Annotated in this window: 13 protein-coding genes; 12 read left to right on the plus strand and 1 reads right to left on the minus strand. The window is 68.5% G+C overall.

Going from position 1 to position 19,386, the window contains the following annotated elements:
• The first annotated feature begins 43 nt into the window (after positions 1–43).
• From GA0070619_RS05890 to mmsB, 10 genes are all read left to right on the plus strand, one after another.
• Entirely contained in the window at positions 44–1,585 is a 1,542-nt protein-coding gene (locus GA0070619_RS05890) for a sugar ABC transporter ATP-binding protein (RefSeq protein ID WP_088947118.1), read from the plus strand.
• Positions 1,582–2,652 carry an ABC transporter permease gene (locus GA0070619_RS05895; protein ID WP_088947119.1) on the plus strand — a complete coding sequence of 357 codons (1,071 nt, stop codon included), beginning with the start codon at positions 1,582–1,584 and terminating at the stop codon, positions 2,650–2,652. Before GA0070619_RS05890 ends, GA0070619_RS05895 begins: the two co-directional genes overlap by 4 nt.
• Positions 2,649–3,638: a galactofuranose ABC transporter, permease protein YjfF gene (gene yjfF / locus GA0070619_RS05900; RefSeq protein ID WP_088947120.1), complete on the plus strand. Its 990-nt coding sequence runs from the start codon at positions 2,649–2,651 to the stop codon at positions 3,636–3,638. The genes GA0070619_RS05895 and yjfF overlap by 4 nt, the downstream gene beginning before the upstream one ends.
• Positions 3,639–3,664: 26 nt before the next feature.
• Positions 3,665–5,167 (plus strand): L-arabinose isomerase, encoded by a 1,503-nt coding sequence (gene araA / locus GA0070619_RS05905; RefSeq protein WP_088947121.1) that lies wholly within the window; start codon positions 3,665–3,667, stop codon positions 5,165–5,167.
• Positions 5,168–5,504: 337 nt separating this feature from the next.
• The gene (locus GA0070619_RS05910) at positions 5,505–7,610 is read left to right on the plus strand and encodes a family 43 glycosylhydrolase (RefSeq protein WP_088947122.1); all 2,106 of its coding nucleotides are present in this window, start codon (positions 5,505–5,507) and stop codon (positions 7,608–7,610) included.
• A gap of 416 nt (positions 7,611–8,026) precedes the next feature.
• On the plus strand, positions 8,027–9,013 hold the full coding sequence (locus GA0070619_RS05915) for a LacI family DNA-binding transcriptional regulator (protein ID WP_172861988.1): 987 nt from the start codon (positions 8,027–8,029) through the stop codon (positions 9,011–9,013).
• A gap of 208 nt (positions 9,014–9,221) precedes the next feature.
• Positions 9,222–10,868 carry a glycoside hydrolase family 27 protein gene (locus tag GA0070619_RS05920; protein ID WP_088947124.1) on the plus strand — a complete coding sequence of 549 codons (1,647 nt, stop codon included), beginning with the start codon at positions 9,222–9,224 and terminating at the stop codon, positions 10,866–10,868.
• A gap of 308 nt (positions 10,869–11,176) precedes the next feature.
• Positions 11,177–12,319, plus strand: coding sequence for a multiple monosaccharide ABC transporter substrate-binding protein (gene chvE, locus GA0070619_RS05925; protein WP_088947125.1), 1,143 nt, complete (start codon positions 11,177–11,179; stop codon positions 12,317–12,319).
• A gap of 79 nt (positions 12,320–12,398) precedes the next feature.
• Positions 12,399–13,937, plus strand: coding sequence for a multiple monosaccharide ABC transporter ATP-binding protein (gene mmsA / locus GA0070619_RS05930; RefSeq protein ID WP_088947126.1), 1,539 nt, complete (start codon positions 12,399–12,401; stop codon positions 13,935–13,937).
• A complete protein-coding gene (gene mmsB / locus GA0070619_RS05935) occupies positions 13,934–15,184 on the plus strand; it encodes a multiple monosaccharide ABC transporter permease (RefSeq protein WP_088947127.1) in 1,251 nt (416 codons plus the stop codon). Before mmsA ends, mmsB begins: the two co-directional genes overlap by 4 nt.
• A gap of 324 nt (positions 15,185–15,508) precedes the next feature.
• Here mmsB and GA0070619_RS05940 read toward each other — a convergent pair whose 3' ends face one another.
• Complete coding sequence (locus GA0070619_RS05940) at positions 15,509–16,885, minus strand: CBM96 family carbohydrate-binding protein (protein ID WP_088947128.1); 1,377 nt, start codon at positions 16,883–16,885, stop codon at positions 15,509–15,511.
• A 216-nt stretch (positions 16,886–17,101) separates the two neighbouring features.
• Between GA0070619_RS05940 and GA0070619_RS05945 the strand changes: the two genes are divergently transcribed.
• The gene (locus GA0070619_RS05945) at positions 17,102–18,388 is read left to right on the plus strand and encodes an MFS transporter (protein WP_088947129.1); all 1,287 of its coding nucleotides are present in this window, start codon (positions 17,102–17,104) and stop codon (positions 18,386–18,388) included.
• A complete protein-coding gene (locus GA0070619_RS05950) occupies positions 18,385–19,368 on the plus strand; it encodes a TolB family protein (RefSeq protein WP_088947130.1) in 984 nt (327 codons plus the stop codon). The genes GA0070619_RS05945 and GA0070619_RS05950 overlap by 4 nt, the downstream gene beginning before the upstream one ends.
• The last annotated feature ends 18 nt before the right edge of the window (positions 19,369–19,386 follow it).

Here is a 19,386-nt window from a genome sequence, read left to right on the forward strand (position 1 = left end):
TGGCGGCCCTTCCGTGTCGACAACCCAGAAGAGGTCTGATGGGATGACGGATAGCCGTCCGGTCCTGACGATGACCGGGATCAGCAAGTCCTTCCCCGGGGTGCGCGCACTCCACGACGTCAACTTCCGGCTCTTTCCCGGCGAGGTGCACGCCCTGATGGGCGAGAACGGCGCCGGCAAGTCGACCCTCATCAAGGTGCTGACCGGTGTCTACGACACCGACGAGGGCACCATCACCCTCGACGGCGAGCCGGTCTCCTTCAGCGGGCCGATGCAGGCGACCGCCGCCGGGGTGAGCACGGTCTTCCAGGAGGTGAACCTCTGCACCAATCTCTCGGTGGCGGAGAACATCTTCATCGGCCGCGAGCCCCGGCGCCTCGGCGCCGTGCACTGGGGTGAGGTTCGCCGCCGGGCCCGGGCGCTGCTGGCCCGCCTCGACCTCGACCTCGACGTCAGCGCGCCGCTCGGCTCGTACTCCCTGGCTATCCAGCAGATGGTCGCCATCGCCCGCGCGATCGACATCAAGGCTCGGGTGCTGATCCTGGACGAGCCGACGTCCAGCCTGGACGCCGGCGAGGTGGCCCAGCTGTTCCGCATCATGCGGCAGCTGCGTGACGAGGGCATCGCGATCCTCTTCGTGACCCACTTCCTCGACCAGGTCTACGAGATCGCCGACCGCATCACGGTGTTGCGCAACGGTGGGCTCGTCGGCGAGTACCTAACCACCGAGCTGCCTCAGCTCTCCCTGGTCGAGAAGATGATCGGCAAGGAACTCGACGTCCTCGAAGGCATCGAGGAGCACTCCCGCCGGGACCTGGCCGCGCTGGAGGAGGGCACCCCACTGGTGGCGGTGTCGAACTTCGGCCGCGGTGGCGCGGTCGAGCCGTTCAGCCTCACCATCCACGCCGGCGAGGTGGTGGGTCTGGCCGGCCTGCTGGGCTCCGGGCGTACCGAGGTGGCGCGGCTGTTGTTCGGCGCCGACCGGACCGACGGCGGTCAGGTCGCGGTGGACGGCACGGCGAGCAGCCTGCGCACCCCCGCCCAGGCCATCGACCATGGCATCGGCTTTTGTTCGGAGAACCGTCGCGCGGAGGGCATCGTCGCCGACCTGTCGGTCCGCGAGAACATGATCCTCGCCATGCAGGCCGCCCGTGGCTGGTTGCGGCCCATCCCGCGTCGCCGGCAGGACGAGCTGGTCGACAAGTACGTCAAGGCACTCAACATCCGGCCGGCGGACCCGGAGGTCCCGGTCCGCAACCTCTCCGGTGGCAACCAGCAGAAGGTGCTCCTGGCCCGGTGGCTGATCACCGAGCCGCGACTGTTGATCCTCGACGAACCGACCCGGGGCATCGACATCGGCGCGAAGACCGAGATCCAGAAGCTCGTGACCCAGTTGTCCGACGGCGGCATGGCGGTGCTGTTCATCTCCGCCGAGCTGGAGGAGGTGCTGCGCCTCAGCCACAAGGTGGCCGTGATGCGGGACCGGCAGATGGTCGCGCAGCTCGCCAACGATGACACCCTGGACGCGGACCGCATCATGCAGACAATCGCCAGTGGGTCCCACCGGGAGGAGGCAGACCGATGAACGCCACCATGGGCCGCTACCGGGCGGTGACCGGTCACCGGTTGTTCTGGCCCGTCGCCGTGCTGGTCGTCATGCTCGCCGCGAACACGATCTACCGGCCCGGGTTCCTGTCGATCGAGCTCAAGGACGGGCACCTGTACGGCTCGCCGATCGACATCCTGCGGCTGAGCGCACCACTGATCCTCGTCGCGCTGGGGATGACCCTGGTCATCTCGACCGGCGGCATCGACCTGTCGGTGGGGTCGGTGTGTGCGATCAGCGGCGCGATCGCCTGCATGTACATCAGCAAGCAGTCCGACCAGAACAGCCTTGTCGTGGTGCTGACCGCCCTCGCGATGGCGTTGGGCGTCGCGCTCGTGCTCGGCGCCTGGAACGGCGTGCTGGTGGCCGTGATCGGGATCCAACCGATCATCGCCACCCTGATCCTGATGGTGGCCGGCCGGGGCCTCGCCCAGCTGATCACCCAGGGTCAGATCATCACCATCAACTCAGAGCCGTTCCGGGCGATCGGGCTGGGCCACCTGTTCACCCTGCCGCTGGCCATCTTCATCGCCCTCGCCGCGGCACTGCTCGTCGCCGCGTTCACCCGGCGCACCGCACTCGGCATGATCGTCGAGTCGGTGGGCGGCAACGCCGAGGCGAGCAGGTTGGCCGGCATCCGCTCCGGCCGGGTCATCTTCCTCGCGTACGTGCTCAGCGCCGTCTGTGCCGCGATCGCCGGTTTCATGATGACGGCCAACGTCTCCAGTGCCGACGGCAACGCGGTCGGCCTCTGGGTGGAGCTGGACGCCATCCTCGCCGTCGTCATCGGCGGTACGTCCCTCGCCGGTGGCCGGTTCTTCCTCAGCGGCACGATCATCGGCGCGCTGATCATCCAGACGCTGACCACCACGGTGTACGCCATGGACATCTCACCGCAGACCTCGCTGCTGTTCAAAGCGGTCGTCGTCATCGCCGTCTGCCTCATCCAGGCGCCGGCCTTCCGGGCCCGGTTCGCCCGCCGCAGGCGCAGCGCGCCGAAGCCCACCACCATCGCCGACAAGCCGAAGGAGCAGGTACCGGCATGACCACTGGATCGCTCACCGCTGGTCGTGCCCGGTTCCGGCTGCCGAGGCGGCAGATACCGGTCCTGGCCACGCTCGTCCTCCTGCTGGTGATGTACGGCATCGGGGTGTCCCAGTACCAGGCGTTCTCCAACGTGCAGGTCATCTTCAACGTCTTCATCGACAACGGTTTCCTGCTCGTGGTCGCGATCGGGATGACCTTCGTGATCCTCACCGGCGGCATCGACCTGTCGGTCGGGTCCGTCGTGGCGATGACGGCGATGGTGTCGGCCTGGCTGCTCCAGGAGGGCCTGCCGGCGGCGCTGGTGCTCGTCATCGCCCTGCTCATCGGGCCGACGCTCGGTCTGCTGATGGGCTGCGCCATCCACTTCTTCGACATCCAGCCGTTCATCGTCACCCTCGCGGGGATGTTCTTCGCCCGGGGGATGTGCACGTTCATCTCCGGCTCGTCCATCCCGATCACGGACGGGTTCTGGACCAGGATGTCGCAGGAACGGATCGGTGATCCCCGGGGCAACTTCGTCTCGATCAGCGTGCTGATCGCCTTCGTCGTGGTCGCCGTCGCCGCGTACGTGCTGGCCTACACCCGGCTGGGACGCAACGTGTACGCCATCGGCGGCAACCCCCAGTCGGCCCTGCTGATGGGTCTGCCGGTGGGGCGGACCAGGATCGCCGTCTACACCATCAGCGGTCTGTGCTCCGCGATCGGCGGGATCCTGCTGTCCTTCTACACCCTCTCCGGCGCGCCGTTGATCGCCGTCGGGATGGAGCTGGACGTCATCGCCGCCGTCGTCATCGGAGGCACGGTGCTCACCGGCGGCTCGGGTTACGTGTTCGGCACGGTGCTCGGCGTCCTGGTGCTGGGCGTGATCCAGACCCTCATCACCTTCGATGGGAGCCTCAACTCCTGGTGGACGAAGATCGTGATCGGCGGTCTGCTCTTCGCGTTCATCCTCCTCCAGCGCCTCATCGGAATTCGTTACAAGTGACAGTTCCTCTCGCGGAAGGCAACCCCATGGCACCACAAACCCAACCCGAGATCTGGTTCCTCACCGGCAGCCAAGGCATGTACGGCGAGGAGACGCTCCGGCAGGTCGCCGAGCAGTCCCGCCAGATCGCGGCCGCGCTCGACGACTCGCCGCAGATTCCCGCCCGGGTGGTCTGGAAGCCCGTCCTGACCAACAGTGGTGAGATCCTGCAGGTCTGCCGGGACGCCGCCGCCCAGGGTGCCGTCGGGGTCATCGCCTGGATGCACACCTTCTCTCCGGCGAAGATGTGGATCTCCGGTCTGGACGCGTTGCAGACGCCGTTGCTGCACCTGCACACCCAGGCCAACGTGCTGCTGCCCTGGAACGACATCGACATGGACTTCATGAACCTGAACCAGGCCGCCCACGGCGACCGGGAGTTCGGGTACATCCAGACCCGTCTCGGTGTGGCCCGCAAGACGGTGGCCGGGCACGTCAGCGACCCGCGGGTCACCGCCCGGGTCGGGGCGTGGGCACGTGCCGCGCTCGGCTGGTCGGCGATGCGGTCGCTGCGCCTGGCCCGCTTCGGTGACAACATGCGCGACGTCGCGGTGACCGAGGGCGACAAGGTCGAGGCGGAGCTGCGGTTCGGGGTCTCGGTCAACACCTACGGCGTCAACGACCTGGTCGAGGTGGTCGGCCAGGTCACCGACGCGCAGGTGGACGACCTGGTCAAGGAGTACCAGGACACCTACCGCATCGGCGGCGACCTGCTGCCCGGCGGCGATCGGCACGACTCGTTGCGGTACGCGGCCCGCCTGGAGCTGGGCATGCGCACGTTCCTGGACGCGGGCGGGTTCCGGGCCTTCACCACGAACTTCGAGGACCTCGGGGGCCTGCGTCAGCTGCCGGGCATCGCCGTGCAGCGGCTCATGGCCGACGGCTACGGCTTCGGTGGCGAGGGCGACTGGAAGACGTCGGTCCTGGTGCACACGCTCAAGGCGATGTCGGTGGGCGTGGACGGCGGCACGTCGTTCATGGAGGACTACACCTACGACCTCACCCCGGGTGAGGAGCTGGTGCTCGGCGCCCACATGCTGGAGGTCTGTCCGACCATCGCCTCCGATGTTCCCAACGTGGAGATCCACCCGCTGAGCATCGGCGGGCGGGAGGACCCGGTCCGGTTGGTCTTCGACGCCGCGCCCGGTCCGGCGGTGGTGCTCGGTCTGGCCGACATGGGGGAGCGGTTCCGGCTCGTCGCCAACGAGATCGACGTGGTCACTCCGCCGCAGCCGCTGCGCCGGCTGCCGGTGGCCCGCGCGGTCTGGCGTCCGCGACCGGACCTGCCGGTGTCGGCGGAGTCGTGGATCACCGCGGGCGCGCCGCACCACACCGTTCTGTCGCAGGCGGTGGGGGTGGAGGAGTTGCACGACCTGGCCGAGATGAGCCGCACGGAACTGGTCGTCATCGACGCCGACACCCAGCCCCGCCGCTTCGCCGACGAGATCCGCTGGAACCAGGCCTACTACCGGTTGGCGCGCGGCTTCTGATCCATTCGCTCGGAGCGTCCGGAAACGGGTGGTCCATCCCTGCCTGCGGGCCGGGGTGGCCACCCGTTCGCGCGTGGTCCTGGCAGGAACGCGGGCCGACTGTGTTACGTCTTGACTAACAGCATGTTATCGCTCACAGTCTATAGCCAAGATGGTCGATGTCTTGACTGTCCGGCCATGCGCGCGTTGCACCCCCTCGGTTGCGGCACCTCGTCGCCGCGACGGTCGGGCTGGCGGTGTTAGCGATCACAAGGTCGGACGCGGGTCAACTCGGTGCCCCGCCCGGTGCCGCGGACGCCGACCCAGACCGCTCGGTTCGCGTCAGCAGAGGAGGATCATGCTTTCCATCGGTCGGGTTCCCCGAGGTGCGCCACGTCGGCGCGGGTGGCTGTCGAGACTCGCCGTCGCCGCTATGACACTGGTGGTCGGTGGCGCGGCCGTAGCCGTCGCCTCGTCGCCCGCGTCAGCGGCCACCGTCGACACCAGCGCCTGGTACGTGTTGGTGAACCGCAACAGCGGCAAGGCCGTGGACGTGTACAACCTGGCGACGAACGACGGCGCGCGGATCACGCAGTGGACGCGCAACAACGGCAACCAGCAGCAGTGGCAGTTCGTCGACTCCGGAGGCGGCTACTACCGACTCAAGTCGAGGTTGTCGGGCAAGGTGCTGGACGTCTCCGGCCGCTCGACCGCCAACGGCGCCAGCGTCGTGCAGTGGACCGACAACAACGGCACCAACCAGCAGTTCCGGCTGGCAGACTCGGACGGCGGGTACGTCCGGTTGATCAACCGCAACAGCAACAAGGCGATGGAGGTGCAGGGCGCCTCGACCGCCGACGGCGGCAACATCGTGCAGTACGACGACTGGAACGGCGCCAACCAGCAGTGGCAGCTCGTCCGCGTCGACGGCGGGACCGACCCCACGACGCCGCCGCCGTCGAACGGCACGTACTCGAACCCGGTGGTCTGGCAGGACTTCGCCGACGTCGACATCATCCGGGTCGACAACGCCTACTACATGTCGGCGTCCACCATGCACTACTCGCCGGGAGCGCCGGTGCTGCGCTCGTACGACCTGGTGAACTGGGAGTTCGCCGGTCACTCGGTGCCCCGGCTCGACTTCGGCTCGAAGTACGACATGAGCGGCGGTAACGCGTACGTCGACGGGATCTGGGCGTCGACGTTGAACTACCGGCCGAGCAACCGGACGTACTACTGGGCCGGGTGCATCGACTTCGCGCAGACCCACATCTACACCGCGTCCGCCGTCGACGGTGCGTGGAGCAAGCACACCACCATCCCCAACTGCTACTACGACGCCGGCATGCTGATCGACGACAACGACACCATGTACGTGGCGTACGGCAACGGCACCATCAGCGTGGCGCAGTTGTCCGCGGACGGTAAGTCGCAGGTTCGCGCCCAGCAGGTCTACACGACGCCGTCGAGCATCGGCACGCTGGAGGGCGCCCGGTTCTACAAGCGCAACGGCGCCTACTACATCTGGCTCACCCGCCCGGCCAACGGCCAGTACGTGCTGAAGTCGACCAACGGCCCGTTCGGCCCGTACGAGCAGCGTCAGGTGCTGCTCAACCTGCCCGGCCCGATCTCCGGTGGCGGTGTGCCGCACCAGGGTGGGCTGGTGCAGACCCAGAACGGCGACTGGTACTACATGTCCTTCGTCGACGCGTACCCCGGTGGTCGGATGCCGGCGATGGCCCCGATCACCTGGACCGGCGACGGCTGGCCGGTGCTGCAGACGGTCAACGGCACCTGGGGCACCTCGTACCCGAAGCCGAACCTGCCCGCGCCGCCGCGTGCGGTCAAACCGCTGACCGGCACCGACACGTTCGCCGGCACCACCCTCGGCCCGCAGTGGGAGTGGAACCACAACCCGGACAACAGCAAGTGGGCGGTCAACAACGGGCTGAACCTGCAGACCGCCACCGTCACCGGCGACCTGTACAAGGCGCGCAACACGCTGACCCACCGCATCCAGGGCCCCAGCTCGACCGCGACGATCGAGTTGGACTACTCCACGATGCGCGACGGTGACCGGACCGGCCTGGCGGTGCTGCGCAACTCGTCAGCCTGGATCGGGGTCCGACGGGACAACGGGTCGACACGTCTGGTCATGCAGAACGGCCTGACGATGGACGGCAGCTGGAACACCACCAGCACCGGCAGCGAGGTGGCGAGCGCCGCTGTCTCCGGTGGCCGGATCTGGTTGCGGGCCAACGCCGACATCAGACCGGGATCGGGTCGGCAGGCGCGTTTCTCGTACAGCACGGACGGGGTCAACTTCACCTCGTTCGGCAACGCGCTCACGCTGGCGAACAACTGGCAGTTCTTCATGGGCTACCGGTTCGCCATCTTCAACCATGCGACCCAGGCGCTCGGTGGCGCTGTCACCGTGCGTCGATTCGACCTGACAACGCCGTGACACCAGTCACAACAGGATCGGTCTGATCCGGTGGCGTGGGCGCGCACGTGCCCGCCGGCCCGTCGAGCCCGCGCCACCGCGTGATGCCGTCGCCGGCCTGCTCCACGCTCTGTCCAGGGAGCGTAGGGCAGGCCGGCGTGGCGTCTGGCAACGACGGAGTACGCCGCTTGGCCGCGTACTCCAGGTGGGAGATGCGTTGCGCGGCTCTGGCGCGTTGCGCGGACCCCCTACCGCCGTCCCGTGTTCGGGGCGGTGGCTGGCGTAGACTGTCGGCGATCCAGCGCTGGTCACCTGGGATTCAGCACCGGCGTGGTGACTGAGCGAGGGGGATCGGGCCGGGCCGCTCCAGTCGACGTCGACGGGCTGCGGGCCGGAGACGTAGCGGGGGGAGCGAAATGGCCGTCCACGGTCCCGCGATGACGGACGTTGCTCGTCTCGCCGGTGTCTCCCATCAGACGGTGTCGCGGGTGCTCAACGGGCACCCCAACGTCCGTGAGCAGACCCGGCTCCGGGTGCGCGCGGCGATCGCCGAACTCGGCTACCGTCCGAACGGCGCGGCACGCGCGCTGGTGACCGGTCGATCGCAGGTCATCGGCGTGGTCGCACAGAACACGACGCTCTACGGTCCCGCGTCACTGCTGGCGGCGTTGGAGCAGACCGCCGCCGAAGAGGGTTTCGCGGTCAGTGTCGGCAGCGTCCGCAACCTGGACCACCGGTCCATCTCGGCGGCAGTCGAGCGGCACCTGTCGCACCGCGTCGCCGGCATCGTGGTCATCGCGCCCGTCGAGTCGGCCGGTGAGGCGCTGGAACGCCTGCCGAAGGATGTCCCGCTGGTCACGGTCGACGGTGACCCGAGCCGACCGGTGCCACTGGTGACTGTCGACCAGGTGGCGGGTGCCCGAGCGGCGACGCAACATCTGCTCGACGCGGGGCACCGCACCGTCTGGCACGTCTCGGGCCCGTCCGACTGGTTCGACAGCGTTGGTCGGATCGACGGCTGGCGGGAGGCTCTGCTGGCCGCCGGGCTGGTTCCGCCACCGCTGATGCCGGGGGACTGGTCCGCGGCCTCGGGTTACCGGTGTGGGCAGATGTTGGCGCGGATGCCGGAGGTCACCGCGGTCTTCACCGCCAACGACCATCTCGCGCTGGGCGTGCTGCGGGCGTTGCACGAGTTCGGCAAGCGGGTGCCGGACGACATCAGCGTCGTCGGCTTCGACGACGTGCCCGAGGCGGCGTACTTCATTCCACCGCTGACCACCGTTCGCCCGGACTTCGACGCGGTGGCGCGCGCGAGCCTGCAGATGCTGCTGAGCCAGATCGAGTCGGGCACCGGCGGGGCACTACGGCAGACCGTCGCCCCGACACTGGTCTCCCGCGAGAGCGTCGCGCCACCGCGTCGCTGACGCTCGTCCGTCGACGGACGCGGTTGGATTGCCGCAGAGCGCCCCTATCGATGCTCGGCAATGCATCGAGAGCAAGGTATTGAACCTCATGAAATGTCGCCGTAACATGATGGGCGTCTCTGTTAACGCTAACAATATTGGCGTCCAGCAATAGGCCCAGCGACCCAAGATCGTAGTCAGGGGCGGGCGCCACCGACAAGGAGGCTCGATGAACCGCATAACCCGAGGTCGTCGCTGGGGGAGCGTACTGGCGGCCGGAGTGCTGCTCGCCGGCGCTCTGGTCGGCCTGCGCGCCCCCGCAGCGCAGGCACTGGACAACGGGGTGGCGCGTACTCCCCCCATGGGTTGGAATTCGTGGAACTCGTTCGGCTGCAACATCAACGAGGCGCTGATCCGGCAGACGGCCGATGCGATCGTCAGCAGCGGTATGCGGGACCTCGGCTACAACTACGTCGTGGTCGACGACTGCTGGTTCAACCCCAACCGGGACAGCTCCGGCAACATCCAGGGCGACCCCAGCCGGTTCCCCAGCGGGATGAAGGCGCTCGGCGACTACCTGCACGCCCGGAACCTGAAGTTCGGCCTGTACCAGGTGCCGGTCGACAAGACCTGCGCGCAGTACTTCGGCGCCTACCCCGGCGCGACCGGCAGCCGGGGCCACGAGGTGCAGGACGCGCGCCAGTTCGCCGCCTGGGGCGTCGACTTCCTCAAGTACGACTGGTGCTCGCCGGAGGGCAGCATCAACGACCAGGTGACCACCTTCGCCAAGATGCGTGACGCGCTGGCCGCGACCGGCCGACCGATCGTCTACAGCATCAACCCGAACAGCATCCACGCCAAGACCGGCCCGCAGCGCAACTGGGGCGACGTGGCGAACATGTGGCGAACCACCGAGGACATCACCAACGCGTGGGACACCGGTCAGAGCAACGGCTACCCGATGGGCATCCAGAACATCATCAACGTGACCGTCCCGCTGGCGTCCTACGCGAGGCCGGGTGGGTTCAACGACCCGGACATGATGGAGGTCGGCCGGGGTGGCATGAACGACACGGAGATGCGCAGCCACTTCGCGATGTGGGCGATCATGGCGTCTCCGCTGATCGCCGGGAACGACGTGCGGAACATGAACTCCGCGACGCAGACCATCCTCAAGAACGCCAACCTGATCGCGATCAACCAGGACTCGCTCGGGTTGCAGGGGACGCAGGTGTCCTTCGACGGCACCCGTCGGGTGCTGGCCAAGCCCCTCGCCAACGGTGACGTCGCCGTCGCCCTGCTCAACCAGGGCGGCTCGACGACGACGATCTCGACCACGGCCGCGGCCGTCGGCAAGTCCGGCTCGTCGTTCACGCTGGTGGACGCGTGGACGGGTGGCACCAGCTCCAGCAGCGGGACGATCAGTGCCAGCGTCCCCGCGCACGGCACCGTGGTGTTCCGGGTCAGCGGTGGTGGGACGACCACTCCGCCGCCGACCACGTCGGGCGCGTTCGCGAGCGCCGCCTCCGGCCGCTGCCTGGACGTTCCGCAGAGCAACACCACCAACGGCACCCAGCCGGTGATCTGGGACTGCAACGGCGCCGCCAACCAGAACTGGACCCTCAACGGGCAGACCCTCCAGGCTCTCGGCAAGTGCCTGGACGCACCCCTCAACGCCACTGCCGGCACCAAGGTGCAGATCTGGGACTGCAACGGGGGAGCCAACCAGCGGTGGGCGATCAACGCCAACGGGACGATCAGCGGCGCCCAGTCCGGGCTCTGCCTGGACGTCAACAACAACGCCACGGCCAACGGCACCACGGTGCTTCTCTGGACCTGCACCGGGGCGGCGAACCAGCGGTGGACGCGGCGATAGCCGATCGGGTCGGCCGACCGACCAGGTCGGGGCAACCCACCTGATCCTCGGAAGTGCCGGTGCCCGCTGACGACAGTCGTCGTCGGCGGGCACCGCTCTGTGCGGGGTCGCGCCGATGACGGTGAGTCGTCGCGTCAACCACTTCCCGCTGACCGACCGCATGACTACGCTCGCCTGGATGCTCCGTTACGAGACCGTGACACCGGTATTTCGGCTCTGGTGTTGACGTGAACTTTGTGAGCGCTAACACTACCCGAAAGATGACAGTTGGCCCCGGCAGTCGCGGGGAGTCCAGAGAGGAGAAGCCCGTGGGCAGGAAATTCCTGGTTGCTCTGGGCAGCGCGGCACTGGCGCTGAGCCTGGCGGCGTGCAGTGGCGAGGGTGCGGGCAGTAACGGCAGCAGCGGGGGTGACAAGCCCAGCGACCTGACCATCGGCGTGTCCATGCCGACCCAGACCTCGGAGCGGTGGATCGCCGACGGCAACGCGGTGAAGTCGAAGCTTGAGGCCAAGGGCTACAAGGTCGACCTCCAGTACGCCGGTGACGACATCCCCACGCAGTCGCAGCAGGTCGACCAGATGATCACCCGCGGCGCGGACGTTCTGGTCATCGCGGCGATCGACGGCACCGCGCTCAGCAGCCAGTTGCAGGCCGCCGCGTCCGCGAAGATCCCGGTCATCTCCTACGACCGGCTGATCCGCGGCAGCAAGGACGTCGACTTCTACGTCAGCTTCGACAACTACAAGGTTGGCGTCGCCCAGGGCACCGCACTGCTCGTCGGCCTCGGCCTGCTGAACAAGGACGGCTCGAAGGGCACGGCCAAGGGGCCGCTGAACGTCGAGCTCTTCGCCGGGTCGCTGGATGACAACAACACCCAGTACTTCTTCGGTGGAGCGATGGACACGCTGAAGCCGTTCATCGAGAACGGCACGCTGATCGTCAAGTCCAAGCAGACCACCCCCGAGCAGGTCGCCATCCTGCGCTGGCAGCAGGAGACCGCGCAGAAGCGGATGGAGAACCTGCTCACCTCCAGCTACAACGACGGCTCGAAGGTCGACGGGGTGCTGTCGCCGTACGACGGCATCTCCCGCGGCATCATCACCGCCCTGCAGAACGCCGGCTACGGCAGCGGCGCGAAGAAGCTCCCGGTGGTGACCGGCCAGGACGCGGAGATCGCCTCGATCAAGCTGATCAACGACGGCGTGCAGAGCTCCACGGTCTTCAAGGACACCCGCCTGCTGGCCGACCAGGCCGTCAACGCCGCCGAGGCGTTCCTGCAGAAGAAGCAGCCGCAGGCCAACGACTCGGAGACGTACAACAACGGTGTCAAGGTCGTCCCGGCGTACCTGCTGCCGATCGCGACCGTCTACAAGGACGACATCAAGGCGACCCTGATCGACTCCGGCTACTGGACGGCGGAAGAGGTCGCCGCCGGTCAGGCCAAGAAGTAAGCCACCCGTCGGGCCCGGCGATCATCGCCGGGCCCGACGCTGTGGTGTACCGCGTCCGACCTGACAGAGGACAGTGACCATGGACGACACCATCCTGGAGATGCGCCGCATCACCAAGACCTTCCCCGGCGTGACCGCGCTGGAGGACGTCACCCTCGCGGTGCGTCGCGGGGAGATCCACGCCATCTGCGGGGAGAACGGCGCCGGCAAGTCCACCCTGATGAAGGTGCTGTCCGGCGTCCACCCGTCCGGCTCGTACGACGGTGAGATCCTCTTCGACGGCAAACCGATGCAGTTCCGGGGCATTCGCGACAGCGAGGCCAATGGCATCGTCATCATCCACCAGGAGCTCGCCCTGGTGCCGTACCTGTCGATCGCGGAGAACATCTTCCTCGGCAACGAGCGGCGTGGCCGCAGCGGGCTCATCGACTGGAACTTCGCCAACGCCGAAGCGGCGAAGCTGCTGGCGTCCGTCGGGCTGCACGAGAACCCGGTCACCCCCGTCATCCAGCTCGGCGTCGGCAAGCAGCAACTGGTGGAGATCGCCAAGGCGCTGTCGAAGAAGGTGCGTCTGCTCATCCTCGACGAGCCGACGGCCGCACTCAACGACATCGACTCGGCGCACCTGCTCGACCTGTTGCGGGCCCTCAAGGAGCAGGGCATCACCTGCATCATGATCTCGCACAAGCTCAACGAGATCACCGCCATCGCCGACTCGACCACCGTCATCCGGGACGGGCGCGCCGTGGAGACCCTGGACATGAAGTCCGACGAGGTGACCCAGCAGCGCATCATCCGGGGGATGGTCGGGCGCGACCTGGACAGCTTCTATCCCGACCGAGAGTCGTCCCCCGGCGAGGAGGTCCTCCGGATCGAGGACTGGACGGTGCGGCACCCGGTCCAGGACCGGAAGGTCGTCGAGGGCGTCGGCCTGTCCGTCCGCGCCGGCGAGGTCGTCGGCATCGCGGGTCTGATGGGCGCCGGGCGGACCGAGCTGGCGATGAGCGTGTTCGGTCGCTCGTACGGCCGTGACATCAGTGGCCGGCTGTTCGTGCGCGGGCGCGAGGTGCACGCGCGTACCGTCGCCGAGGCGATCGACAACGGCATCGCGTACGTCACCGAGGACCGCAAGCGGTACGGCCTCAACCTCATCGACGACGTGCGGCGCAACGTGTCCGCCGCCGCGTTGGACCGGCTGTCCCGCCTGGGCTGGGTGAACGGCAACGAGGAGATCAAGGTTGCCGAGGCGAGCCGCAAGGAGATGAACATCCGGACGCCGAGCGTCATGGCGGTGGTGGGCAAGCTCTCCGGCGGCAACCAGCAGAAGGTCGTGCTGTCGAAGTGGCTGTTCACCGACCCGGACGTGCTGATCCTCGACGAACCCACCCGAGGGATCGACGTCGGCGCCAAGTTCGAGATCTACACGATCATCAATCGGCTGGTGGCCGCCGGTAAGGCGGTGATCGTCATCTCCTCCGAGCTGCCGGAGCTGCTCGGGATGTGCGACCGCATCTACACCCTCGCCGCCGGCCGGATCACCGGTGAGATGCCGGTGGCCGAGGCGACTCAGGAGAGCCTCATGGAGCTGATGACCAAGGACAAGGAGCTCGTCGGATGACCAGCATCAAGACCCCTTCGACGGAGCGCCCGACGCCCCCGGACAGCACACCCGCCGCCGCCCTGCACAGCGGGACGAGCGACCTGCGGGCGCTGGTGTTGAACAACCTGCGGCAGAGCGGGATCTACGTCGCGCTGGTCGTCATCGTCGGGCTCTTCGCGATCCTGACCGACGGGGTGCTGCTGAGCCCGGGCAACATCACGAACATCGTTCTCCAGTACTCGTACATCCTGGTGCTGGCGATCGGGATGGTCATCCTGATCATCGGCGGGCACATCGACCTGTCGGTCGGGTCGGTCGTCGCGCTGACCGGAGCGGTGTCCGCCGTCCTGGTGATCCAACAGGGCTATCCCTGGTGGGTGGGCGTCCTCGCCGCGCTCGCCGTCGGTGTCGCGGTCGGTGCCTGGCACGGCTTCTGGGTGGCGTACGCGGGCATCCCGGCCTTCATCGTGACCCTGGCCGGCATGCTGCTGTTCCGGGGCCTCACCCTGCGGGTGCTCGACAACATCTCGCTGTCGCCGTTCCCGTCGGAATATCAGCAGGTCGCGGCGGGCTTCCTCAACGGCCTGCTCGGCGGGAACGGTTTTGACGCTTTCACGCTGCTGATCGGTGCCGTCGCGGTGGCCGGTTACGCGGTGAGCGGCTTCCGCACCCGCGTGGCGCGGATCCGCTACCAGCAGCCCGTCGAGTCGTTCCCGCTGTTCGTCGCCCGGGTCGTCGTGGTCGGCGCGGTCATCATGTACTTCGCCTGGCAGCTGGCGCACGCCCGTGGCCTGCCGATCGTGCTGATCATCCTCGCGGTCCTCGTGCTGGTCTACGGCCTGCTCACCCGGCGTACCGTCTTCGGCCGCCAGGTCTACGCGATCGGCGGCAACCTGTCGGCGGCGGCGCTGTCCGGCGTGAAGGTCCGGACCGTCAACTTCTGGATGTTCGTCAACATGGGCTTCCTGGCCGCGGTGGCCGGCGTCATCTACTCGTCGCGGTCGAACGGCGCCCAGCCCGCCGCCGGCAACATGTTCGAGCTGGACGCGATCGCCGCGGCCTTCATCGGCGGTGCGGCGGTCACCGGTGGTGTCGGCACCGTCGTGGGCGCGATGGTCGGTGGTCTGATCATGGCGGTGATGAGCAACGGCATGCAGCTGATGGGTATCGACCAGTCGACCCAGTCGGTGGTGAAGGGTCTCGTCCTGCTCGTCGCCGTCGCCTTCGACGTCTACAACAAGCGCCGGGCCGGCACGGCCCGCTGACGTCGCAACAGCACGACAGTGGCCCCTGCCCGCCTCCGCGGACAGGGGCCACGCGTCAATGGGTGGTCGGTAGGCACACCGTGCCCGCCTCGGCCCCGCGCCGGCGCCCGGCACGCTGGTTGAGGGCTTCCCGCGCCGATGCCTGAGCCGCCCCGCGGGGTGCACCCCATCTGTCGGTGGTCCTGTAGAGCTGCCCCATATCCGGGGCAGCTCGACAGGAGCCGGACACACCCAGGGCCTGCCAGGGAGGCGACACCGAAGCGCCGCAGGGCCGGGCGCGAGACGATCCCGCTGCGCCGCGGACGACGCAGCGGGATCACGCGGTCAGTGGCAGTTGCCGGTGCCGCTGTCGTTGTAGGTCTGCCCGGCCACCGGCACGAACTGCCAGTCGTAGCTGCCGGAGTGCAGGGTGAACTTCAGGACACCCCACGCCGAGCTGTTGCGCGCCTCGCTGTTGGGCTGGATGGTGCCGAAGCCGTAGTGGCTCGCACCGCCCATCCCGGCGACGAAGCTGCGCATGCCCCGGCTGGCGTCCGCGCCGCCGGAGGGGTTCATCGGCGCGAACCGTTCGTACACGTGGTTGTGCCCCCACACCACGACGTCGGCGTTGTGGTCGTAGAGCGCCTGGTACAGCGGACGCGTCGACGTCGACGGCGCGTGGTTGGAGCTGGACGTGAACAGCGGGTGGTGCCAGTACGCGAGCGTGCACGGCTTGCTGCTGGCGGTCAGGTCCGCGCGCAGCCACTGCTCCTGGGTCGAGCCGGCCGACATGCTGATGTTCGAGTTGAGCGACACGATGTGCCAGTTGCCGAGGTCGAACGAGTAGTAGCCGCGGCCGCTCGGGCCGGCGGACGTACCGAAGTAGTTGTAGTAGCCGGTCGCTCCCGAGGTGTTGTAGTCGTGGTTGCCCGGCGACGGGCGGGTGCGCGTCTTGTGTCGACCCCAGGTGGGCTCGTAGTAGCTGCTGAACTGCGACGCGGTGCCGCTGTCGTAGACGTTGTCGCCGGTGGTGAAGACCGTCCCCGGGATGTTGTCGAGCAACGTCGCGGTGGCGCTGTCGCCGGAACCCGAGTCCGCGATGTCGCCGGCGCCGACGAGCACCGGGTCCCCGGACGGGGGCGGCGTGGTCCCGGTGGTGACCACCAGCTGCGGGGCGTCGGCCCCGCTCTCGCGGGTGTCGTAGTAGGCGCCGTCGCCGCTGGAGGAGGTCGCACCGAAGCTGTATGTGCCGTTGCCGGTGACCGCCGCCGTGACGTCGACCTCGTACCAGGTGTTGCCGCTGACCGCGCCGACCGTGCCGAGCGTGGCCCCGTCGATGGTCGGCTGATTGTTCCAGGTGGTGCCGGTCTCGGACCACGTCGTGTTGGACATGCGGCGGAACGTGCCACCGGCGTCGCTGCCGCTGTTGCCACTGATCGTGCGCAGTCGCAGCTTGGCGCCGGTCACCGTGCCGCTGACGCCGCTCACCGTGAAGCGCAGGAACGAGCGCCGCACCGGCGAGTTGTCGACCACGATCTGCGTTGACGTGCCGTAGCTGGTGGAGGCCGTGTCGCTCTGGACGTAGGTGTCGGCGACCGGCGTGAACGTCACGCTGGCCGCCGACGCCGCGACCGAGCCGGTGAGGACGACGGCGGCGCTGGCGACGACGAGCACCGCGGCCGTTGCCAGCGTCAGCGGTGGGCGGGCGAATCGAATGTCCATCCAGGACCCCTTCTCTGCGGGTGGAGAGCGCAAGGAATGTAGGAAGGCCGATGAACCGACGCACTGCCGCCAGATGAACAGTACGCTCAAACAGCGAAACTTCTCGATGTTCGTCACCTGTTCATCCGTCGCATGTCTGCGTGACGCCCACAGTCCCTTGCGGCCCCTCCGACCCGGTCGCCACGATGGCTGACCGTCAGTCGTCGACCCGAGGAGATGCTCGTGTACCTGTCGACCGTCTCCCGGCCGGCCGCCGAGGAACCCGGACCCGGACCACGGCGCCGGCGGTTCGCGTTGGTCAGCGGCAACGTCGTCGCACTCGGCACGGTCAGCCTGATCACCGACATCTCGGCCGAGATGGTGGCCGCCGTCCTACCCCTCTATCTGGTGCTGGGCCTGCAACTCAGCCCGGTGGCCTTCGGCGTGCTCGACGGCGTCCACACCGGCGCCACCGCCCTGCTGCGGGTCGTCGGTGGCTTCGCCGCCGACCGGTTCCGGCGGCGCAAGCTGATCGCCGGCATCGGCTACACGCTCTCGGCGGTCGCGAAGCTCGGTCTGCTGCTCGCCGGCCGGTCGATACCGGCGATCGGCGCCGTCATCGCCGTCGACCGGCTCGGTAAGGGTGTACGCAGCGCCCCGCGCGACGCGCTGATCACGCTCTCCAGCCCACCCGAGGCGCTGGGTCGGGCGTTCGGGGTGCACCGGGCGATGGACAGCTTCGGGGCGTTCCTCGGGCCGCTCGCCGCGTTCGCGGTCCTGCTGCTCGTCGGGCAGTCCTACGACGCGGTCTTCGTCACCAGCTTCTGCGTCGCCGCCCTGGCCGTGGTCGTGCTCGTGCTCTTCGTCCGCGAGCGTCCGGCCGGTGAGCCGACGGAGCAGCCGAGCGACCCGACGGTCTCCGTGCGCGAGGTGTTCGGTCTGCTGCGTAGCGGACCCGCCCGCCGACTGGTGCTGGCCGCCGCGATGCTCGGGTTGGCCACCATCGGCGACGGCTTCGTCTACCTGTTGCTGCAACGCCGGGAGGACCTCGGTCTGCGTTGGTTTCCACTGCTCGCGGTGGGGACCAGCCTGGCCTACCTGCTGCTCGCCGCCCCGCTCGGCGTACTCGCCGACCGGATCGGCCGCCTGCCCGTGGTGATCGGCGGCTACACCGCCCTCGGCGCGACGTACCTGCTGCTGGCCGGTCCGGTCGACGGTTGGCCCCTGATCGCGCTGACGCTGGCCCTGTACGGCGCGTTCTACGCGGCCACCGACGGCGTGCTCATCGCGCTCGCCGGCCCGGTGCTGCCGGCGCGGCTGCGGACCACCGGTATCGCGCTCGTGCAGACCGGGCAGGCCCTGGCGTACCTCGTCTCCTCCGTCCTGTTCGGTCTCGCCTGGCAGGCGTGGGGACCGGAGAACGCGATCCGCGCGGCGGCCGTCGCCGTCGCCGGGGTCCTGGTCGGCACGCTCCTCCTGCTGGCCTCCCCGTCCCGCCTGATCACCCGGAAGGTGCCCCGATGACCGCGATGTCGACCCGAGCCAAGATCGGTGTGGTGGTCGCCTCGGCCGTGCTGCTGGGCGGTGTGGCCGCCGGCTATGTGGCCATGGCGGCGGAACCTGCCCCGCCGCCGCCTCCTGCCGCCGGCGACCAGGCGGTCACCCTGACACCCGGCCCGCGCCTGTTGGCGATCACCGACCGGTACGTGTCCACCGTCGCGACGGCCGACCCCGCCGGGTCGCGTACGGTCTCCGGCCTGGAATGCCTCCGGGTGTACGCCGCCGCCGGCACCGGTGTCTGCCTGAAGCCGGAGACCGCGTGGTCGTACCGGATGGTCGTGCTCGACGCGGCGCTGCGCGAGACGCGGGCGATCAGCGTGCCGGGCCTGCCGAACCGGGCCCGGGTCTCGGCCTCCGGCCGGATGGTCTCCTGGACGACGTTCGTCGGTGGCGACTCCTACACCTCCAGTGGCTTCTCCACCCGCACCGGCATCCTCGACACCACCACCGGCGTCACGGTGGCCTCACTCGAGGAGTTCGCGATCACCCGGGACGGCCGGAGCTACCGCCACCCGGACGTCAACTACTGGGGTGTCACCTTCACCGCCGACGACAACCGCTTCTACGCGACCATGTCGACCGGGGGCAGGAGGTATCTCGTGCGGGGTGACCTCGCGGCCCGTACGGTCGAGACGCTGAAGGAGAACGTCGAGTGCCCGTCGCTGTCACCGGACGGCACCCGGCTCGCGTTCAAGGAGGCGATCGACGCCGATCCGGCGAAGGGTTGGCGTCTCTCGGTCCTCGACCTGGCGACCATGCGGGTCACCGCGACGGCCGAGACGACAAGCGTCGACGACCAGGCCGCGTGGCTCGACGACACCACGCTGGCCTACACGTTGCGGCAGAGCGACGGCCGCCCGGACGTGTGGAGCGTCCCGGCCGACGGGTCAGGGGCACCGAAGCTGGTGATACCCGGGGCCGAGTCGCCGTCCCCACTCACCTGACGGAACGTGCTGCACCGA

The sequence above is a fragment of the Micromonospora zamorensis genome, from assembly GCF_900090275.1.
Lineage (GTDB): Bacteria > Actinomycetota > Actinomycetes > Mycobacteriales > Micromonosporaceae > Micromonospora > Micromonospora zamorensis.

What these genes read in the sequence shown, in the direction of transcription:
- GA0070619_RS05890 (WP_088947118.1), top strand. Translation starts at nt 44, where the DNA reads ATGACGGATAGCCGTCCGGTCCTGACGATGACCGGGATCAGCAAGTCC.
- GA0070619_RS05895 (WP_088947119.1), top strand. Translation starts at nt 1,582, where the DNA reads ATGAACGCCACCATGGGCCGCTACCGGGCGGTGACCGGTCACCGGTTG.
- yjfF (WP_088947120.1), top strand. Translation starts at nt 2,649, where the DNA reads ATGACCACTGGATCGCTCACCGCTGGTCGTGCCCGGTTCCGGCTGCCG.
- araA (WP_088947121.1), top strand. Translation starts at nt 3,665, where the DNA reads ATGGCACCACAAACCCAACCCGAGATCTGGTTCCTCACCGGCAGCCAA.
- GA0070619_RS05910 (WP_088947122.1), top strand. Translation starts at nt 5,505, where the DNA reads ATGCTTTCCATCGGTCGGGTTCCCCGAGGTGCGCCACGTCGGCGCGGG.
- GA0070619_RS05915 (WP_172861988.1), top strand. Translation starts at nt 8,027, where the DNA reads ATGACGGACGTTGCTCGTCTCGCCGGTGTCTCCCATCAGACGGTGTCG.
- GA0070619_RS05920 (WP_088947124.1), top strand. Translation starts at nt 9,222, where the DNA reads ATGAACCGCATAACCCGAGGTCGTCGCTGGGGGAGCGTACTGGCGGCC.
- mmsA (WP_088947126.1), top strand. Translation starts at nt 12,399, where the DNA reads ATGGACGACACCATCCTGGAGATGCGCCGCATCACCAAGACCTTCCCC.
- mmsB (WP_088947127.1), top strand. Translation starts at nt 13,934, where the DNA reads ATGACCAGCATCAAGACCCCTTCGACGGAGCGCCCGACGCCCCCGGAC.
- GA0070619_RS05940 (WP_088947128.1), bottom strand. Translation starts at nt 16,885, where the DNA reads ATGGACATTCGATTCGCCCGCCCACCGCTGACGCTGGCAACGGCCGCG.
- GA0070619_RS05945 (WP_088947129.1), top strand. Translation starts at nt 17,102, where the DNA reads ATGCTCGTGTACCTGTCGACCGTCTCCCGGCCGGCCGCCGAGGAACCC.
- GA0070619_RS05950 (WP_088947130.1), top strand. Translation starts at nt 18,385, where the DNA reads ATGACCGCGATGTCGACCCGAGCCAAGATCGGTGTGGTGGTCGCCTCG.